Here is a 21,217-nt window from a genome sequence, read left to right as displayed (position 1 = left end):
CAGCCGGTTGGTAATCTGTCCTAAACCCACAGGCCACATTCACCCACTTCATCCGGGTGTTATAAATCCGCTACTCGATGATCGGGCATTCAGCATCGACCATTGGCTTAAATGGTTTACCTCCGGGCTATTCCTATAAACTCCATTAAAAAATTCGGCTTCAATGAAGAGTATACATATCGTGTTATACTGTCTATTGGACAATAACCAATTATGAAGATTTGATGCTCAAAACAAAGAATCTATTTACTAACCAATTAACACACAATTAAATTGAAGAATTATGATTAATTTTTACAGTAAAAAATGGCGGATAACCCGTATATCCGTCCTGCTGTTGACGTTGCTTTCCTGTAGTACCGTGTTTGGGCAGACCCAAACGGTTATAGGAAAGGTGATTGACTCAGAGACCGGCGAAGCTGTCGTCGGAGCAACAATAACAATTGCTAATTCAACAACCGGTGTTGCTGCCGATGTTAACGGCAAATTTAAAATCGATGTTCCGCCTAAGGGCCTTCTACATTTCAACAGTATCGGCTATGTCAGCCTAAACGTTCCGGCTGATTTTGATAAAGAAATGATTATCAGGCTATACCCAAATAAAACCGGGTTAAATGAAGTCATTGTCGTGGCCTATGGTACGCAAAAGAAACCTTCAGTTGTTGGAGCAATTTCCACGGTAAGCTCTAAAGTATTTGAAGATAGGGGCCCAACTAATAACCCTATTGCAAACTTGCAGGGACAAGTACCGGGAATGGTGGTTACCAGGTCGTCAGCGCAGCCCGGCCGCGAAAACTGGAATTTTCAAATAAGAGGCGCTACATCTGTCAACGGTCAGGACCCATTAATCATTTTAGACAATGTTGCCCTTAATAATAATAACGAATTGAATTCGCTAAATCCGGACGACATTGATAATATCTCCGTGTTAAAAGACGGAGCTGCCTCTATTTATGGTGCCCGCGCCGCATATGGGGTTGTGCTCATTACAACCAAAAAAGGCAAAAGCGGCAAAATGCAAATTCAATATAGCCCTTCGGTATCACAAAAAGTTGTAGGGCTTCAGCCTAAGATGGCGAATATTGACCAATGGGCAGACGGCTTACTCCAGGCAAAAATAAATGATAATTATGGAGTAATTCCGGCTACCGATCTATGGTATCAAATGGCCAATTTTGCTAAAGCAAACAAAGGTACAGTTGTATCGGCATCCCAAATTCCAGGTAACACGACGGGAGGAATTACAGCTAACTCCTTTTATAATGGGCTGCCCGTACCTGCCTTTCTCGATGTAAAGGAACTTGACTTTATCGACGTATCACTGCAACAATTCCTATGGGGCCGTGCCACCTCTACCCAGCACAATTTGAGCATTTCGGGTGGTTCAGAAAAAAACACGTATCGTGTTTCGCTGGGCTATTTGAATGACGGCAGCCAGTTGAAAATTGGCAACAACGGCAACCAGCGCTATAACCTGCGTTTCAATAATAATTTCAGATTCAGCGATAAGGTGCAGATAGAAACAAATGTTGCGTTAGAAAAAAATGATATTCAGCAGCCTACCATGTATACAACAGGTAGCTATAGTGCACTCGGCAACGGCTTTCAAATAGGTTTGCCAATGTACACACAATCCGGTCGCCCGTATCAATGGGGAGGTGTTACCAGTCCCGCAGGGTTATTACGAGACGGTGGCGACAATCTTGAATTTAATTCTCGTGCATTGTTAAATACGTCTCTAACATACAACTTCGCAAAACACCTTACTTTCTCAGGGACTGCGGGATACAATGTCTGGTGGCAGGATGCAAGGGTACAAACTAAAACAGTTCGCTTATATTCTTATGATGATAAGTACCTAACCGGTACCACAGCTCCATCCGGAGGCTCCACAGGTGGAAGTCAAAACTATTTCAGGCAAAACATTAACGACCCATACTATAATTTGATTGGGCGAATGACCTATACCAATCAGTTTAATAATATACACGATATATCATTCATGATCGGTAGCTCTTACGAGCGTGATGAGTATGATTTGTTTAACACAACCACCTATAATATCGGCAGTGATGATATACCATCCCTGAATTTGGGTTTGACCAGCTCGGTTGGGGGGTTTGTGACAAATAATGAGGTACGTAATCATTATGCCCTTGGCTCTTATTTCGCCAGAGCAACTTACGCTTTTAAAGGCAAGTACCTTTTTGAAGCTACCGGAAGATACGATGGTTCCTCGAAATTTATCGCTTCTACGCGTTGGAAACCTTTTTACAGCTTGATGGGTGGATGGCGATTAAGTGAGGAAAATTTTATTAAAAACACAAATATATTCACCGAACTAAAGATTCGCGCCTCTTACGCTACGGCGGGCAGTCAAGGTGGCATAGGTTTATATGATTACCTACAATCCCTTAATGTGAGCAGTAGCGGAACATTGTTAGGATCGACAATCGCGACCGCAACAAGCACTACCGGCAACCTTGTATCACTTAACCGTACTTGGGAAACGGTAATTAAAAGGAACTTAGGGATTGACTTTGGTGTGTTAAAAGGGCATCTGAATGGCACTTTTGAATTATTCCGCAATCAGAATAAGAACATGCTTGTAAGTGTTACCTACCCCGGAGTTTTAGGTATCGGCGCACCGCAATCTAATAACGGCAACTTAAAAACCTGGGGATGGGAAGGTCAGTTAACCTGGAAGGATCATATAGGTCAAGTTAACTATTCGATTTCGGGAAACATAACCGACAGCCAAAACAAACTTGTATATTTTAATGGCGTGCCTGCTTTGGGCGCGGGATATAATGCAACTGTGGAGGGTTACCCTCTTGGTTCCTATTTCGGTTTAAAATATGGCGGACGCTTTCAAACTCAGGCGGAAGTTGACACCTACAATGCGAAATTTTACAATCCGGGTGGCGCAATTAACACCATCGGTATTCCGATTGCCAGCCCCTTAACTAATCTGCCGGGCCAAAATTCGGGGTTGCGTCCGGGTGATAATTATTATGTAGATGTCAACGGCGATGGAAAACTTACCAATGGAACTTCCACTGCAGATATGGGCGATCTGGTATTTTTAGGTAGTGACGTACCCCGCTATACCTTTGGTATGGCCCTATCATTGCAATGGAAAGGCTTTGATTTTACGAGCATTTTCCAAGGTGTTGGTAAAAGAACTATTTTCCGGGCTAACGGTAGCGCCAACAATTGGCGGGTTCCATATACCGCACTTGGACAAGCTCAGACTACACAATGGATAGGCGACACCTGGACTCCCGAAAACACCAATGCATACTATCCAAATCTGCACTCTAATGGAATCAACGGTTACAATTATCAAATATCAAGCTGGTCAATAGAGAATGGCGCGTACGTGCGTTTAAAAAATCTGGTGATTGGCTACACTTTGCCAAAGGCGCTGCTTCAACGCACAAAAGCGATAAGCGGCTTAAGAATTTATATCTCGGGAAGCGACCTGTGGGAAATTAGTGGCATTCATGACAGCTGGGACCCGGAAGTAACACGTACCACTCAGGGAAACGAACGCTACCCCTTCTACCGCTATATAACTTTAGGTGCAAACATTACATTTTAATTAAATCGACATGAAAAATATTTCACAAACTATTTTTTACTTTCTGCTGCTGTTGATAACAACGGCGCAGCTTAGCTGTAACAAAGTACTTGACCTGAAACCTCAGGATCAACTTTCCGAGGCCGCATATTTTAAAACGGCCAATGATTTTAAAACGTTCACTAATCAATATTATGGATATCTCAGGAACTTTGCTACTTCATTTGCAGATAATCCTCATTATGATGGACGGGCAGATGTGTTTGGCGGAGGCGGGGCATTTGGTGCAGGCACAAACACGGTAGTTGCAACCGACGCCAACTGGACAAATAATTATGCCAGAATTAGAAACTGCAACTACCTGCTGGAAAAGGCAGCCGGGTTTAATGACCCAAATGCAATCGCGCAGTATGTCGCGGAAGCTAAGTTTTTTAGGGCATATTGCTATTTTGACTTACTACAGCTGTATGGCGGTGTCCCTTTGATCACTAAAACACTAAAATTGGATTCCCCTGAACTTTACGGTGAACGAGCCTCCCGGGATGCAATAGTTGACCAGATCGTTGCGGACCTTGAAGCTGCTATACCGAATTTGCCAGCTTCGATAGCATCGAATTTGGCCGACTTCGGTCGCGTGAGCCGTCCTGCGGCTCAGGCTTTTTTAGGTCGGGTGGCCCTTTATGAAGGAACCTGGCTTAAATTCCGCAACGGTGATGCAACCCGATTTAATATGCTGTTAGATAAGTCGTCAGCTTCTTCAAATGCAGCAATAACCAGTAATCAATTTGCTTTATTCGGTACTCCGGCATCTAACGGCTTAGGCGGTAATAGCACTGTTTTAGGCGATTCTGCCCAAAAATATCTTTTTATTTTAGAAAATCCGAAATCGAACCCGGCTGGCGTAACCAAATCTGCCAACCACGAATATCTCCTGGCCTATCGCTATGACGATATCAGTAAAGTTATAAACATCAATATCAGCCGTCAAGGTACTCAAATTGGCCCCCAGCATAAGTTTATAAATGCTTTTTTGTGTCAAGACGGACTACCGATAGAAAAATCGCCCCTTTTTCAGGGTTTTCAAACGTATGGTTCTGAATTTGTTAATAGAGACAACCGTTTAAAATACACTATCCGAGTGAATAACATGTATTATTGGTATGGTAACGCCAACTATCGCGTTACCTGGTTAAACGACCTGGCTGATATTGCTACATCGTTAGGCAAAACGGTACAAATTGGTGGGTATACCAATCAAAAATGGGTAACCGAACGCAATTGTCCGGATAAACTTGAATCAGAGGATTACCCTAATATTCGTTATGCTGAAGTTTTGTTAAACTATGCTGAAGCTGTTTACGAACGAAATAGCAACATTTCTGACGCTGATCTGAACAAGTCTATCAATCTGGTGCGTTTACGTGCAAATAAAAACATGCCTCCCCTATCTAATGCTTTCGTTTCCGCAAATGGTTTGGATTTCCGTACCGAAATCAGACGCGAACGATTTATTGAATTGTATTATGAAGGTTTTCGTTTTGACGATATCAAGCGCTGGCACAGTGCTGGCACTGATTTAGGGACCAACGTAGGTGGATCTGCCTACGGTAATGTAGCTGAATTTGTAAGTGCCTGGCCAGTTGGCATTAAATACACCGGAACACAAGCACAAATTGGACCGAATCCTCTTTCGCCCGCTCCTACTAACGCTCGCGACGGCAATGGTCAACTGATTTTAGATAATACGGCTCGTAACTTTACTGAGAAAAATTATTTATATCCAATTCCAACCACGCAAATAACATTGAATCCCGCTCTAACTCAGAATCCGGGCTGGTAATATGAAGAACGAAGTGCTGCGCTACCATGCAGCAGTTCGTTCGTTTTAAACTGGCGTTGGTCCTCTTACTATCTACGAAACCGAGAACGCTAGCAACAAAATCAATCGTTGTAAATAGTTTCCGCAACAAGGACTGTGACCGTTTTTGAACCAACATCTGCTATAATTCATCCACTTTCTTTTTTGAATATTGAGTATTAAACCCGGAAATATCTGTCTATAAATAAGAGTTTATAAAACTATTTATACCGTCTATGATTTTTAAATACAAATTTTTGTGCCTCGTCACCTTCCTGTTAATTAGCCAATTATCATTTGCTGAAATCATTACTTATAAAGCTCCGAAATGTGACCTCGTGAGTACTGCATACAGCTTAAAAATAAGGGAACATAATAATTCCTGGTTACCTTTAGACGTTTACCAGGCACGTGTAACCAATGTGATTAAAACGAAGACAATTCGAGAGCAAACTTCTTTTGCTTACTTTGATTGTGATGGAATAGTTGAAGTAGAATTAACCATCCCTGCGGGTGGAATTAAAGATATTAAAATCAGGCCTCTGGCTTATGGAATAGCACCTATAATTAAAGGTAAGAAAGTTACTTTTTCAATTAATGTTAATCAGTATGTTTCTATTGAAATTAACGGAGATATTTTTCATAATCTACAACTTTTTGCAAACGAAATTGAACGATCTAAACCCACAATTAAAGACACCAACATATTATTCTACGGGCCCGGTATACATCGCATAGGGAAAGTAAACTTACCATCCAACAAAACGGTTTACATAGCCGGCGGTGCAATTGTTGTTGGTAGCTTTTTAATGGACCATGCTAAAAATGTAAACATTACCGGCCACGGTATATTGACCCAAACTGAACCAGATTTAAACGCCACCAAACCCTTTGCTACCGACGCAAGCAAAGTTAAACAAGGCCGCGGCGATTTGTTGACAATTAATTATTCTGAAAACGTTAATATTGAAGGATTGATAGTGCTTCCTTACCATTATTCAATCATGATCGGACAGTCTTCAGACGTGAAAGTAAAGCATTTTAAATCCTTTAGTTCTGAAGGGAATGCTGACGGCATTGACATTTTCTGCAGCTCCGATGTCATCCTGGACCATATCTTCATGCGAAACTCGGATGACTGTATTGCAATTTATGGGCACCGCTGGAACTATTTTGGAAATACCAGAAACATTACCGTAAAGGACGCTATACTTTGGGCCGATGTAGCCCATCCTATACTGATCGGCACTCATGGTGATTCTCAAAATCCTGATACCCTTGAAAATATCACGTTCAACAATATTCAAATCCTGGATCAACATGAAAATCAAATTGATTATCAGGGATGTATGGCGCTTAATTCTGGTGACAGTAATCTTATTCGCAATGTAACATTTCAGGACGTAACTATTGAAAATATCAGGAAAGGTCAGTTAGTGAACTTACGAGTGATGTATAATGCAAAATATAATACCTCTCCCGGGGCCGGAATCGAAAATGTATTGTTTAAAAACATCTTTTATAAGGGTGAAAATGCGACATTATCCATTATCACTGGTTATGATGACAAAAGAAAGATCAAACACGTCGTTTTTGACAACCTAAATATCAATGGAAAATGCATCACAGATAACATGGCAGAAAAGCCTGGCTTTTATAAAACGGGTGATATGGCCAACTTCTTTATTGGTGAACACACAGAAGATGTTAAATTTATTAATAGTCACTCTGATCATAATTGAAAGTTTTCTTGTTGTTTAAATCTAATTGAAAAGTGGTGAGTAATTCGGTGAGTAAGAATTTCAATCCACGTAAGATATTGAATTTAAAGATCCAGCAAGGCTCTATACGGATGCCGAATACAATTCCTATAATGAAAACGCCACATATTCATCACCCGACTTACTGCCTATTTTGCCGCCGCCGCAGGCTATTACAATATATTGCCTGCCGTTTATTTGGTAACAAGCCGGTGTAGCGTATCCGGCTGCTGGTAAGCTGGCCTGCCAAACAACTTTACCAGTCTTCTTATCAAAGGCGCGTATTTTTTCGTCTTTGGTGGCGGCTATGAAAACCAGTCCGCCTTTGGTTACCAGTGGCCCGCCGTAGTTTTCCGTTCCGGTTATGGGGATGCCTTTTTTCGTCAGTTCAGCATATTCTCCCAAAGGCACCTTCCATAGCAACTTACCCGTTTGCAGGCTTACAGCGTTAAGTGTTCCCCATGGTGGTTTAATGCCCGGATAGCCGTCTTTATCTAAAAAGCGGGTGTAACCAGCCATGGTGTATGGTGCGCTTTTGAAGTTGTTTGGGCCCATAGTTTTAGCTGTTAAGGTTGGCTCCCCGGCTTCCTTTTCCGGAATTTTAAGCAAGAATGCCAGTATCGCTTTTTTCTCGCCTTCGGGGATGGCTTTAAAAGATGGCATCATGTTACGCCCGTTCTCCACAACGCTGCGGGCGGTATTCTCGTTATACTTTTTATTCAAATTTGTTAACGCAGGTATGGTAGAGCCATTGCCCTGCAATTTTTCTCCGTGGCAACTAATACAATAACGGTTATACAATGCCTGGCCGGTACCTTGTAACGAATGGTCGGCAGCGCTTGCTTGCGGCACATCAATCATCAGTTGTATCCAGGGCAATTCGGTGGCGTTTATATACATTATTTTAGTCTCCTGGTCTACAGCCGCACCGCCCCACTCGCCGCCGCCATCAAAGCCAGGGAATATCCAGCCGCCCTCTTTTGCCGGGGGAGAAAACATGGCGCGGTATTTTACTTTTCTATATTTCTCCAGCATGTCCTTGTTGGTTTGCGGCGAAAGGTTGGTTACATCTTCCGGGTTAAATACCTGCCGTGAAAAGGGCTGCGGCAAGGTGGGGATAGGTTGCGTTGGCCAGGGCTGCTCGCCGGGTAACGCCGCCTGCGGCACCTGTTTTTCTACGATTGGGAATATAGGCCGGCCTGTGGCCCTGTTAAAAACAAAAATATAGCCATGCTTTGTTATTTGGGCAACAGCATCTATGGCTCTGCCATTGTGATAGAGGGTAACAAGGTTGGGGTTGGCGGGCAGGTCGCGGTCCCATAGATCGTGGTGCACCACCTGGTAATGCCATATATACTTACCGTTTGCCGCATTGAGTGCAATAAGCGAGTTGGCATACAGGTTTTGCCCTTTACGATTGCCGCCATAAAAATCGCCACCAATAGAGCCGGTGGGGATATACACGATCCCCGTTTTTTCGTCAAGCGACATGCCCGCCCAGTTGTTGGCAGCGCCTAATCGTTTCCATGCTTGTTTATCGTCCCAGGTATCGTAACCTTTTTCGCCCGGATGCGGAATGGTGTTAAAGCTCCACCGTAGCTTTCCCGTAAGGGCGTCGTAAGCGCGGATAGGTGCAGGCGAAGCTTCCTCCCCTTCAGACACCCGCATGCCCATTATCAGCATATCTTTATAAATTATGCCAGGTGTGGTCGCCGCTATAAAAGAATGGCTAACACCACCTAACTTTTCAGTCAGGTCGATATACCCATCTTTTCCGAAGGCGGTTACCCTTTGCCCATTCGCGGCATCTACAGCAAACACCCTGCTGCCTACGTTGTAAAATATACGTGCATTGTCGCCATAAGCATTGCTTTGCCAGTACACCACGCCCCTGTTCACTTTATAGTATGCTTTCGGGTCGGTGTTTTTTGCAAAATCTGCAGAAGCTGGGTCGAATATCCACTTCTGTTGCCCTGTTGCCGCATTCAACGCGAACAGCTTTAAGGCTGGCGTAGAACCGTATATGGTTTCGCCAATTATGATGGGGTTACACTGGTTTTGTGTTTGGTTGCCTGCATCTTTATCATGCGAGCTATACGTCCAGGCAATCTTTAAGCCCGCCACGTTTTTAAGCGTTATTTGTTCTGCGGCAGAATACCTTGCGCCGTCTTTTGTGCCGGCGTAGTTTGTCCATCCCTCGTAACCAATTGCGGGATAGTTTATGGGCCGCGGCTGGCACGATACCAGCGCAAACAAGCACAAGTACATTAAATTCTTCATGGAGTTAATATATATTAGGGTCCCAATCATCCGTACGAAAGGGGAATGCGGGCATCATGTTATTACTATACAAGCTCGCATCAGCCGGATTATTTGCCCAGCCATACCGCACGTTCAGCGGGGCTTTCACCTCATCGCTCCATACCACTACCATATTGCCGGTAATTTTGGCTTTGGCCCAAACAAATTTTTTATCAGCACCCGCAATAGCAAAACCGGTAACATAGCCGTATTTATCTTTTGCTATCAGTTTTGAGGCCGTAGTATTAAAAGTGACTTTAACCGAATCGCCGATGATTTGCATCGATCGATAGACTGGCCCGACATCTGTTTCAGCTTTATTGAAAACGAGTTTTTGCACCGCCAGCGCCACTCTTTTGCCCACATCCTGTTTATTACGGGGGTGAATATCATCCGCGTCGCCCAGATCCAGTGTATTTACCAGGGCAGTATGAGGAAGTTGGAGCACACGGGACTGCGATTCGCGCAGCACCCCCCAATTACTCGGCGAAGGCATTTGTACCGCCTTATTAAAGTTGGGTAATTGCACAACCACAAATGGTAGGGCTGCATTGCAGAATTGCACGCGCCAGTCTTTAACGAGGGATTGCAATTGCTCCCGGTACTTAAAAGCAGTTGGTACATCGGGAGCGTTTTGTTCGCCCTGGTACCAAAGCACACCGCCTACAGTAAAATTTGTAAGCGGCGAAACCATCCCATTATATAACCCAACCGGTGTAGTAAGAGGTTGGCTTTGCGCACGGTAAGCAAAATTGCCAATCCGGTATTTCCAGCTGCCGGCCAGCGATAGTTGAAAAAAATCAGCATTTATTTTCATGCTTTCTTTATCGCCATATACGCCTCCTGTAGCATCAAGATTAGTAACCTGCAGGGTGATGGTATTTTTACCCGCCTGTAAATATTTTACGGGCACAAGATACCTGCGCACTTTGCCAGATCGGTCGTTAGCCGAATCTATCAGGTGCCCATTCATCCAAACCCTTGCGCAATCATCAAAGTAACCCAGCGATAGGGCAATGTGCGAAGCGGCTACATCCGCAGGCAAATCAAAAGATTTACGCATCCATAATACGCCGCCAAAAAACTCCAGCCCGTTTCCCCACCACCAGCCCGGTACATTCCATTCCTTCCATTTGGTATCATCATAATCTGTGGCTATCCAAACAGGCTTGCCATCTTCTATACCGGCATCATTTTGGGTAGGCAGCCAGTCGTTTTTTGCCTTCAGGAGGTTAATACGGCGTACGCGCTCATCTTCATGATACTTCTGCAGATCAGCCAAACCCTTCCAACCAAACCCCGTATTGCTTAACCAGGCCTCGATGCGGGAGCCGCCCCAGCTGGCATTAATGAGGCCGATAGGTACATCAGGATGCGCCTTACGCATTTCGCGCGCAAAGAAATAACCTACGGCAGTAAACTCTGCCGTAGTGGCCGGCGAACTGCTTTTCCACTCGCCGCCGCTTAGTAAGCTTGCCGGGACATCGGCATTTGCTTTGGGTACTTTAAACTGCCTGATACCGCTATCCGTTGCAGCAGCAAGTTCTTTAGCAGCATTAAACACGCCCGAAACCGCAAATTCCATATTAGATTGCCCGGAACAAACCCAAACATCGCCCACCAGCAGGTTATTAATTTTAAGCATTTCATCCCGCCCTTTTATAGTGAGCATATAAGGGCCACCGGCTTCTGCCGGGGCAAGCATAATAAGCCATGCGCCATCTTTTGAGCAATGGGTTTGGTAGCGGCGGCCCTTAAACTCTATCGTAATTTTTTCCTGCGGATTAGCTGTACCCCAAATGCGTGCGCTTATCCCCCGCTGCAAAACCATATTGTTACTTATAAGCCGCGAAACAATAATTTTCGCCTCACTGTTTGGGCAGCAAAACAGCAATAGCAAACCCGTAAACAGGTATATATTTTTTTTCATCATGCTGATTTTTATTGATTGGCATCCGGTTGTTTTTCGAGCCTGAGCATGATCACATCGTGCGGCGCTACCTTCGACCTGAAGGGCTTATCGGTTAGCCCTACATACTTGCCAGTCCAAAGGTTTTTTAGTTTAAACCTGCTATTTATCGCGTTCAACTGCAATTTCGATAAGGTGTCGGTAATAACCTCTTGCTTCCAGTTAAAATCAACTGAAATAGCGCTGCGGCTGCGGTTTAAAAAACAAACTGCCCAATCGCCACCCTTCAATGGCTTGAGCCAGGTTTCCAGACTATCTTTAACACTGTAGCGGTACCCCTGTATGCCCAGGCTATCCTGATCAACTGCAATAACCGCTTTGTTGGTTAATATTGATGCGCTTTCTTTGCTCATATTCCGCACATCGTTACCTGCCATTAAGGGTGCACTCATCATGCTCCACAACGAGAAATGAGCCCTGTCTTCCCCTGCAGACATGCCATTGCCAACCTCCAGCATATCAGGGTCGTTCCAATGCCCGGGGCCTGCATAAGCTCTTAGTGCTTCTTGTTTATCAGTTATGGCCATAACGCCTAATGCCGTAAAATCGCCCATATCTTTTATACAGTCAAAACAGCTGTAAATATCGCCTGTGGTGCGCCACAGGTGCCCGGCGCCTGCTCCCCAAAGCCAGGGCGTGTTACCGCCCCATTCGCAAATACTGAAGACCATGGGGCGGGCGGCAGTTTTCAGCGCTTTGCCCATGGTGGTGTAAGCCTCTTTAGCATTCAGGCCATCAGCAAAACACCAGTCAAATTTCAAATAATCTACTCCCCAGGAAGCATATAGGCGTGCGTCCTGATATTCGTGGCCGCGTGTGCCGGGATATTTAGCACAGGTTAGCGTGCCGGCACAATTGTAAATACCAAACTTAAGCCCTTTACCGTGCACATAGTCGGCTATAAATTTCATACCGTGCGGAAACTTTTCCGGGTCGGCAAGCAGGTTGCCATCCTTATCCCGTTCTTTGGCCAACCAACCATCATCAAGCACTAAATAAACATAACCCGCCGCCGCCATACCCGATGATACCATTTTATCGGCCATGCTCATTACCAGCGTTTCATCAAGCCCGGTTTTAAATGTATTCCAACTATTCCAACCCATTGGCGGAGTAAGGGCAAGCCCTTCAAACTTTTGTGCGGCGGCATTCATGCTTATCAAAAGCGCCACGGCTATCAGCAAATTTTTCATCGTTATTTGAGGTTTTTTTTTATTGAAAAGGCACAGCTATCGCTACTCATAGCACTTCTTGTGAAAAAAACACGAACAAGAAAGCGCTATCAGGAAATGATCAGAATTTAAAATTGACACGTTCGCTTAGGTAGCGGCTGTGGGGTTTGGTTTTATTTTCCACCAGATAAAGCCAGCCATTATTAAAATAAAAAGCCCTACCCCTATTACAACCTGCGAAAAGCTGGTTGCCAATATGCCCAGCGTTATAATGCCCAACCCTATTACCGCCATTGATATGGCAATTACCTTTACGCCAAAAACATTTTGCTGTTGCGATGCGGCATGCTCCTCAATGGTTTGGGCGTTGGCTGTTTCAGGGGCAGCTACCATATAATCCGGGCCTTGTAAACTGTTGAGTTTGTAATAAAACTCCAATGCCAGCAGTAGCAAAACAGGCAGCCCAACACCAACAATGGTTTCAATAGTGCGGTTAAACTTCAGATGAAATAAGGACGGGGTTATTACTTTGAAAAACAGGCTTACCAGTAGCGATATGACCGAAACGGTAACCAACGAAAACGCCGTTTGCCGCCTGGTAAATAATGACCAGATGATTGGGCCGAACAATGCCCCACCGGCAATTGAAGCCGTACTTAGCACCACCTCTACCACACCACCCGCCAGTGGGATGAGTATAGCTACAATGATAGTTAGGGCCCCGAACAGCAGCGTGAACAAGCGTGCCATCAGGATAAGCTCTTTTTCGGAGGATTTAGGGCGGATAAGCGTTTTATAAATATCATTGGCAAAAACGGTTGCAACCAGGTTAATAGTGGTGTTTGCCTTGCTGGATGTGGCCGATATCATGCCGGCCAGCACCAGGCCTATTAAACCAGCGGGGAGTACCTTCTGGCATATCATCATGTAGGCACCTTCTGGTTCCAGTCCCTGCAGGTTAGGGTTTATAATACGGTAGATCATGGGCGGCAGCATCCAGATAACCGGACTGATAAGATATAAAGCCGTAAATAAGTAAGCTACCTTTTTTGATTCTCTAACGGTAGCCACACTGGTATAGCGCTGCACGTAGGCCCAGTTACCGCCGATATAAAACAACTGGTACACAATAAAGGCCAGCATAAACTCAAAGGTATAATCGGCATTAAAGGGTTTAAAAAAACCAGGAGGTGCTTTGGAAAAAAACTGCGATACGCCGCCTATTTCGCTAAATGCTATTGGGATAACAATAAACACCGATGCCGAGAGTATAACAAACTGCACAACATCGGTAACCAGCACAGCCCAAAGGCCACCTGCTGCGGTGTACAGTACAATAATCAGCCCGATAACGATGATGCAAGTATTGAGCGGGAACAACGTAGCCACATGCACCATTTTGCCTACGGGGTAAAGCACCGCCGCTGTAGAAAACAAACTGAGCAACAAGATCAAATACGTATAAAACTGCTGCGTTTTTACGCCAAAGCGCCTGCCCAGGTAATCAGCCGCCGTCATGGCGCCGGTTTTTTTCCATTTACCGGCAATAAAACGCGCTACCAGTAAGCCGCTGATGGCCATAGTAAGTTGTATAACATTGGATACCAGGCCGCTTTTATAAGCGATAGATCCCCATACCACAAACGTACCTGCCGAGAAGTAACTGATAAACAGCGACAAGCCGTTTATCCACCAGGGGGTTGCGCCGCCGGCTTCAAAAAATGCCTGTCCGTTTTTACTACCCGCCTTGGTAAAGGTTAAGCCTATTGCAAATATTAGTAAGGCGAAGATCGCCATTACGTAAAAGTCTATTTGTACCATATTTTATAAAAAGCATTTAAGCATAACACCTTACCGCAAATAAAGTGGCGGGCACCAAAGCCGATGGATGTTGAATATTGATGATCAGTTTTTTTGTTGTTACCGGTGTTGCAAGTGTAATAATATTACGGCTTTGGTAATTGCCACTTTTTTGATAGATAAGGGTACCGTCTTCGCTCTGTATGCTGTAGTTCCGTACGCAAAACGGCATTACCGATTCGGGGTGGTGGATAAGCACCGTTTCCATCGGGTGATCGTAATCAGTATCAAAAACCAGATGGATGCTGCTTATGCTTTTTTCTTCATCCCATTCCACCGTCAGTTTTGGGCTCGCATCATCATACGCCGCAATCCAGGCATTGGGCTGCAGCGCCGGCCTATCGGTACCGTTGCAGATGTTCTCTGCCTTAAAAACATCAAGCCCCGGCGTAAAGTTAAGGGCTATATTTAACCCGTTTGGCCGACGCTGCGGGCACCAGAACTCAAACTCGTCTACGCCGATATCTTCCGTGGGCGTTTGCCTGCCGTAGTTGGACACATTCTTATTCACCAGGTTAAAAACCGAGAGCATCCCCGTTATCCGCTGCTCTGTAAACTGCAGCTTCACCTTGGGGTTTTTGCCGAACATCAGGAATACATAGGCCGCCGTTGATTGCGTGTGCTCGAAGTTTATTGTAAGGCTATTACTGCCTTTTTTGACATCGAAGATGGTACTTGCTATGTTATTATCCGGCGTAAAATTGCCCGGTTTCAAGCTGCTGCGCAGTTCTACTTTTAACTGGGTGTCTTCCTCCGCTTCTGCATTAAAGAGTATTGCTGGAAAATCACCCACGGACAACGGCACAAGCTGCGCAGCTGCTATATCCAAGGGCAGGTACTGCGTATCAACATCCATTGCGTTAATGAGCAGTTCGCTGGAGGCTTGTATTTTTGCCGTTTTTACCAGATCCGCGTCATCCTCTAATGCCACCCCGGGGATATACTGACCCGATCTCTGCAATTCTTTTTGCAGGGTGGCAAAGCTGTGATCTTTAAGAATATCGGCAGGATATACCGATTTTTCCTTACAAACTTTTGCCGCCATACCAACCGCCTGTGCCACATAGGCACTGGTTGCCATAACCCGGGTAGAAGCAAAGGCTACGTGACTGGCGCTGATGATACGCCCCGCCAAAAAGAGATTTTTTATGTTTTTGCTGTACAGGCACCTGTAGGGTATCTGATAAATGCCTTTGCTGTGCCATTGGTTACAGCCCGGCTTTTCGCTGAATATGCCATCGGCGGGATGCAGGTCTATCGACCATCCGCCGTAGGCTACGGCATCAAAATGCGTATTTTGTTCCACCACATCCTTTTGATGCAGCATGTAATCGCCTTCAAAACGCCTGCTCTCGCGCTTGCCGGGGATAGTACCCACCCATTCGAGTGTAAGGTTCTCCGCCTCGGGGAAGTTACCCGAATTTTTAATGTAGTTCCAGGTGCCGTAAACTACCTTCCACAGCTCCCATTTTATTTGCTCAGTATCGTGCACGGTATCCAGCCGGCCGCCATACTCTATCCACCACAGCTTACAGCCAAACTCCTGGGCATTAAAACTTTTAAACCGTGGAATTTTTGTGATATCGGCCAGGGCAAAATCCGGTGCTACATACTTAACCGGTTTGCCGGTATCCTTTGAGTAAAAATAGAGTGAATGCCCCAGCAGTTCGCCGTAAGCATCAGTGGGCGCAAATTTTTCATCGAACTCTTCCTTTGCTTCTGCTCCCATACGGAAGGCTGCGCCCGAAAGAAAGCCAACAACACCATCGCCGGAACAATCGCAAAAAAGCGGTGCCTTAAGTACATATTGGGTTGAGTTTTGGCTGCAAAACGCCGTGAGGGACGAAATAACATCCGCAGATGATTTCTCAACCTCGTAAACCGCCGTGTTTAACAGCAGCTGGATATTCTTTTCGGCAACTACCTTATCCAGTAAAATGGTATCAAATATCAGCGGATTACCTTCGGGGTTGCGATACATGTTCTCTACCATTATCTCGTCTACCAGGCCACCTTCGCGGGCCCACCTGTTGTTGTTGCCCATATGCGATGTTGCACCCAAGATCCACAACCTCACCTCGCTCGAGGAGTTACCGCCAAGCACCGGCCTGTCCTGCACAAGTATTACATGTATCCCGGCCCTCGCCGCCGTTATGGCCGCGCAAACACCCGATAGGCCGCCGCCTGTTATTATCAGGTCTGCCAATCGCTCCTCTAATTTTAATCCCCTTCGCGTTACATACTCCGCTGTTAACATATTCCTATTATTTATATGTGTTTATTTGTTAGTTTTTGCCTGTTATGTGGCAAAGGCCCCTATGGCGCCCATGTATCTGTACGGAATGGCACCGCTGGTAAACCCGCCCGGTTAAAAAGGGTAACAGCAGGGTCGGCTTCCCATGCGTACCTTACCGCTATAGGATGCTTTACCGAAGGCGAACCGACCAGCAGCACATCGCCTTGTTGCGTTACTTTTGCGGGGTGAAAAACATGGTCGTTGCCTGCAATAACAAATCCGCTGCCGGCACCATTATTCTTGAGTACCAGCCCACTTTCCGATCTTTTAAAGCTGATGTGGATAACGCTATCGGCTACCACCGCCGAACTGTAAACCGGCCCCTCGGATATCCCTTTATCACCATAAACTATATGCAGTGCCTGCAAGGCCAGCCGCTCGCCAATAAGTTGTTTGTTATGCGGATGCAGATCGTACCTGTCGCCGGCGTCGATAGCTACGGCCATGCTCGTATTAGGATAGCTTAACGAGGCAGCCTGCGCCTCGCGCATCCATGGCCATGGAGAGGCGCCCTGCAAATTGGGTAGCTGCACAAACAAAAAAGGCATGCCCGAATTACCCCAGCGTTTGCGCCAATCGGTAAACAATAAGGGTTGCAAGGATTTGTACGATGCGTAATTAGCTGCGTTGGATTCGCCCTGGTACCACAGGATACCCTTTATACCATATGGGATTAATGGATTGATCATACCATTGAACAGTGCCGCAGGGTTATTTTGATAGCCGCCACCCAGTACCAGTTTGGGTTCAAGGGTATAGTCGTACTTCCAACTGCCGGTAAGCGGGATAGTTAGGCTGCCATCCATGCTTTTTAGGGATGGTTGGTCAACAGGTGTCCCTATCTGGCCGTTGCCCCATTGCGATACCAGGCGGATGGCAATAACGTTTTTCCCCGCCCTGATGACCCCTTTTGGCAGCGTGTAAACCGTGCTGTCGAGCTGTTTGCTCCGACCAACTTCTGTACCGTTAACGTAGGTAATATCAGATTCCAGCAACTTACCAAAATTGAGCCGGAAACTTTGATTAATGTTACCTGTAGCTGGTACGTCGATAGTTTTACGGAGCCATACAATGCTATATGCAGGTGCGCCAAGGCCGGAGGTGTAGATGGGGTAATTGCGCCCGCCCCAGTTGCGGTCATCAAAATTCATTTCATGTACGCCCAATTTTTGGCCGTTGCCCGCTGTTTGGATAACCCGGTCTTTCTCACGGTTTATGCTATCGGTTATTGCTTGCATGGCGCCCCAGTCGGTTTTATCCAACAGCATTTTGGGGAGCTTCTCTTTGTAATCCGGATGGGTCAAAAGCGCTTCGTAGCTTGTCCAGGCCTCTATTGTGGTACCGCCATACGAAGTATGGATAATACCGATGGCTACCTTCTTTTTTAAATACAGCTTGCGCGCAAAAAAATAAGCCACCGCCGAAAATTGGGCCGCGTTATTGCTATTGCAAACCAGCCACTCGCCGCCCTTTACTTCGGCAAGCGGGTTCCTGCTCACCTGCCGGGTTACATTAAATTCGCGGATCAGGGGGTAATTGGCTGCGGCCACAACTTTTTCCATATGGGCAATGGGGCGGCCGATCTCGAAATTCATGTTAGATTGCCCGGAAGCCAGCCACACCTCGCCTACCATTACGTTTTTGTAGCTGATGCTGTGTTGGTTTGTTTTCACCAGCAATACATACGGGCCACCGTATTGTTGTGCGGGCAGGGTTGCCAGCCAGTGGCCGCCCGCGTCCGTTTTAACGGTTACTGCCTTTAAGTTAAGCTTAACCGTCACCGCTGTGCCCGCCATAGCATACCCCCATATTTTAATGGGGATGCCCTGCTGCAGCACCATATTATTGCCAAATATTTTTGCGGTATTTACATGCGGGGCAAGCTGATAAAGGGTATCGGCAATGGCTTTGCCCATCTCGTTTAGCGCGCCCTGGTTGTAATGAATTTCGTCCTTCAGCCTGTTTTGCGCCATAAACTTAGCCGTTTTGTACACCAGGAACACATGAGGTACTGTTGCGGCAATACGCCGTTGCACCTCCTGAACAGAATCGAACCCTCCTTTAGGATGGTTTTTGTAGTACCCGGTTTCAATGATATAAAAAGGCACCTGCGCACCCAAACGCTGCCTGAACCGAGTGATAAGCTTTCTTAAGCTTGCCTCGTATTCTGCGGCAGTTATATCGCCGGCGTTTATGGCGTTGGCATCGCGTTCGCCCTGTACCCAGATGATACCGTTTAGTGGGCGGCCAATTTTTTTGACGGCCTGCAGCGTTTTAAGTATGGCGTTTTTAAAAAGCACGCCTGTTGTATCCCAGGTGCCGTAACTGCCCTGCTCGGCTTTGTAGTTGCACGAACTGCCGTTACGGGCGGCGGGGATAATGAAGATATTTTTTTGCGAAAGCTGATGCAATTGAGCGGCGAAAGCTGGCCAGGCGCTACCGGTAGCAGCGCGCTCGAAACCGAGTTCATTAGCGCCAACAGGATCTGCCAGCGGGTGAAGCCCATTACCCGTGTACCTGTACTCAAAAGCCTTATCCAGCCCCGCTTTTACCGCCAGGCCCGAATCTCCCTGCCCAACAGCGTTGCTTTGCCCTGCAACCAGGAACAATAATTTCTCCTGCGCAAAACAATTGCTGCCAAACAGTCCGCAAAACCATACTAAAATTACTGTTCTTAATAAATTCATTAACTGTATTTTATCTACAAAGTATCGCAAAAAACAATCACTGCATATAGGCTATGCAGTGATTGCCATACTTACCACCCCGGGTTTTGCCCTAATTCGCTGTTCAAAGCCAGTTCGTTATAGGGTACCGGCCATAAATAATACTTAGGGTCGAAAACGCGCTTATCTATAACTGTCAGCTTTGATGCAAAGGCTTCGTACGACGGGATATCATCCTCATCGAATACCGGTGTGCCCGGGTATGGGTAATCTGCCTTGTTGATGGGTATACCGTACACCGGTTTGCTGAAAACTTTATCTATCAATTTCCAGCGCAGTAAATCGAGGTAGCGCCTGCCTTCAAAGGCCAGTTCTATACGGCGTTCGCGGCGCATTATCTTCCGCAAATCAGCCTGTGCGGTGGTGGTTATCGCCGGGTACGAGCCTGTTGCCCCAAGCGCAACACCATATCCTCTCGCCCTAACGGTATTAATGGCATCCAAAACCGATTGGTCTATCTGGTTAAGCTCTATTTTAGCTTCGGCGTAAATCAACAGTATCTCCGCGTAACGCAGCACTATCTGGTCAAGGTCAACCTTGTTTATATTGGCCAACTGGCTATCATCTATACCCTTTTTCCACAGGTAGCCGGTGAAACTGGCAAATGGGTTGGCCGAGCCTTTATTATCTTTATTAGCAACCTTTTTATTATCCTTAGTGCTGAAAACCAAGGTACTATCGGGGTGGTTTTGGAAGACATAACCTAAAAAGGTATCGCCGGGGGTAACGATGGTAGCATTCAGGCGCGGATCGCGGTTGGCGAAAGGCTTGCTCACATCATATAGCGGCGATTTATCAATGGTTTTACCATCGGTACACTCGTAGCTGTCTATCATCTCGTGCGATGGGATGCTTGATGCAAAACCGCCTGAGAGCCTTGATATGGTGTATTGTATATCGTACGTGTTCAGGTAAGTTACCGACCGCGGAAAGGATAAGATCACCTCCGAACTATGCTGGCCCGCCCTGAGGAAAAGGTTACGGTATGATGGGTATAGGCTGTACACCTTCAAATCCATGATCTGTTTAGCGGCATCGGCAGCTGTAGCCCAATCGTTAAAGGAGATGGCCATGCGGGCTTTCATACCCAGCACAACGCCTTTGGTAAAATACTGCAGGCCCGATGTGTAGCTTACCGGCAATACCGATGCGGCAAAATCGAACTCGCTGTTGATGAAGGCTTTAATTTCGGCAACCGGCGTCCTTTTGATTTTGTATGAATCGGCAAGTGAAAGCGTGGTCTTGATCAACGGTACATCGCCAAAGTGGACAATGAGCAAGGAATACTCATAGGCGCGGGCAAACCTCGCCTGCGCCTCAACTTGCTTGCGGTAGGCATCAGTTACACCGGTTGCTTTATTGATGTTGTCTAAGATGCCATTCGCCCTGGCTATACCTTTGTAGCAGGTTAACCAGGTGTTGGAAAAGTTGAATGATTGTATGGTTGCTGTGCTGTGGATAATCTCGTTACCGATGGTTGTTCTGTTCCAAAAATTATCAGACCATTCTTCCCAATCCTGCGGGTATATGCCACTGTTGTACAGTGCACTCACGGCCAGGTCCAGCTCCGTTTTATTGGAGTAAAAGGTGGAAGTGCTTGGGCTATCTAAAGGGAACCGGTCCAGTTTACGGCAACCAGCCATGGTTAGTAAGGTTAGCAGCAATATTTTGTATGCGTGTGTATTTTTCATG

General features: G+C 46.0%; 10 protein-coding genes. 3 read left to right on the top strand and 7 right to left on the bottom strand.

Annotated features, from left to right (window positions below):
• Positions 1 to 283 precede the first annotated feature (283 nt).
• The 3 genes from AC1DYT_RS02985 to AC1DYT_RS02975 all read left to right on the top strand — a co-directional run bounded on the left by AC1DYT_RS02985 (position 284) and on the right by AC1DYT_RS02975 (position 7,183).
• Positions 284 to 3,604: a SusC/RagA family TonB-linked outer membrane protein gene (locus AC1DYT_RS02985; RefSeq protein WP_477468168.1), complete on the top strand. Its 3,321-nt coding sequence runs from the start codon at positions 284 to 286 to the stop codon at positions 3,602 to 3,604.
• A gap of 10 nt (positions 3,605 to 3,614) precedes the next feature.
• Positions 3,615 to 5,423, top strand: coding sequence for a RagB/SusD family nutrient uptake outer membrane protein (locus AC1DYT_RS02980; protein WP_477468167.1), 1,809 nt, complete (start codon positions 3,615 to 3,617; stop codon positions 5,421 to 5,423).
• A 254-nt stretch (positions 5,424 to 5,677) separates the two neighbouring features.
• Positions 5,678 to 7,183 (top strand): glycosyl hydrolase family 28 protein, encoded by a 1,506-nt coding sequence (locus AC1DYT_RS02975; RefSeq protein WP_477468166.1) that lies wholly within the window; start codon positions 5,678 to 5,680, stop codon positions 7,181 to 7,183.
• 126 nt (positions 7,184 to 7,309) lie between these two features.
• Here AC1DYT_RS02975 and AC1DYT_RS02970 read toward each other — a convergent pair whose 3' ends face one another.
• The 7 genes from AC1DYT_RS02970 to AC1DYT_RS02940 form a co-directional block, all read right to left on the bottom strand.
• Positions 7,310 to 9,481, bottom strand: coding sequence for an outer membrane protein assembly factor BamB family protein (locus AC1DYT_RS02970; protein WP_477468165.1), 2,172 nt, complete (start codon positions 9,479 to 9,481; stop codon positions 7,310 to 7,312).
• Between the two features lie 4 nt (positions 9,482 to 9,485).
• Complete coding sequence (locus tag AC1DYT_RS02965) at positions 9,486 to 11,435, bottom strand: sialate O-acetylesterase (RefSeq protein ID WP_477468164.1); 1,950 nt, start codon at positions 11,433 to 11,435, stop codon at positions 9,486 to 9,488.
• An 8-nt stretch (positions 11,436 to 11,443) separates the two neighbouring features.
• Positions 11,444 to 12,664, bottom strand: coding sequence for a glycoside hydrolase family 27 protein (locus tag AC1DYT_RS02960; protein ID WP_477468163.1), 1,221 nt, complete (start codon positions 12,662 to 12,664; stop codon positions 11,444 to 11,446).
• 126 nt (positions 12,665 to 12,790) lie between these two features.
• Complete coding sequence (locus AC1DYT_RS02955) at positions 12,791 to 14,464, bottom strand: sodium:solute symporter family protein (protein ID WP_477468162.1); 1,674 nt, start codon at positions 14,462 to 14,464, stop codon at positions 12,791 to 12,793.
• Between the two features lie 16 nt (positions 14,465 to 14,480).
• Positions 14,481 to 16,709, bottom strand: a complete 2,229-nt coding sequence (locus tag AC1DYT_RS02950; protein WP_477468161.1) for an FAD-dependent oxidoreductase — start codon at positions 16,707 to 16,709, stop codon at positions 14,481 to 14,483.
• Positions 16,710 to 16,819: 110 nt separating this feature from the next.
• The gene (locus AC1DYT_RS02945) at positions 16,820 to 19,486 is read right to left on the bottom strand and encodes a sialate O-acetylesterase (protein ID WP_477468160.1); all 2,667 of its coding nucleotides are present in this window, start codon (positions 19,484 to 19,486) and stop codon (positions 16,820 to 16,822) included.
• Between the two features lie 71 nt (positions 19,487 to 19,557).
• The gene (locus tag AC1DYT_RS02940) at positions 19,558 to 21,216 is read right to left on the bottom strand and encodes a RagB/SusD family nutrient uptake outer membrane protein (protein ID WP_477468159.1); all 1,659 of its coding nucleotides are present in this window, start codon (positions 21,214 to 21,216) and stop codon (positions 19,558 to 19,560) included.
• Position 21,217 lies beyond the last annotated feature (1 nt).

Source organism: Mucilaginibacter sp. P1_D10 (genome assembly GCF_056406215.1).
The sequence above is the reverse complement of the archived record's forward strand: the minus strand, read 5'-3'. Positions and strand labels throughout refer to the sequence as shown.

What these genes read in the sequence shown, in the direction of transcription:
- AC1DYT_RS02940 (WP_477468159.1), bottom strand. Translation starts at nt 21,216, where the DNA reads ATGAAAAATACACACGCATACAAAATATTGCTGCTAACCTTACTAACC.
- AC1DYT_RS02955 (WP_477468162.1), bottom strand. Translation starts at nt 14,464, where the DNA reads ATGGTACAAATAGACTTTTACGTAATGGCGATCTTCGCCTTACTAATA.
- AC1DYT_RS02965 (WP_477468164.1), bottom strand. Translation starts at nt 11,435, where the DNA reads ATGATGAAAAAAAATATATACCTGTTTACGGGTTTGCTATTGCTGTTT.
- AC1DYT_RS02975 (WP_477468166.1), top strand. Translation starts at nt 5,678, where the DNA reads ATGATTTTTAAATACAAATTTTTGTGCCTCGTCACCTTCCTGTTAATT.
- AC1DYT_RS02945 (WP_477468160.1), bottom strand. Translation starts at nt 19,486, where the DNA reads ATGAATTTATTAAGAACAGTAATTTTAGTATGGTTTTGCGGACTGTTT.
- AC1DYT_RS02960 (WP_477468163.1), bottom strand. Translation starts at nt 12,664, where the DNA reads ATGAAAAATTTGCTGATAGCCGTGGCGCTTTTGATAAGCATGAATGCC.
- AC1DYT_RS02980 (WP_477468167.1), top strand. Translation starts at nt 3,615, where the DNA reads ATGAAAAATATTTCACAAACTATTTTTTACTTTCTGCTGCTGTTGATA.
- AC1DYT_RS02970 (WP_477468165.1), bottom strand. Translation starts at nt 9,481, where the DNA reads ATGAAGAATTTAATGTACTTGTGCTTGTTTGCGCTGGTATCGTGCCAG.
- AC1DYT_RS02985 (WP_477468168.1), top strand. Translation starts at nt 284, where the DNA reads ATGATTAATTTTTACAGTAAAAAATGGCGGATAACCCGTATATCCGTC.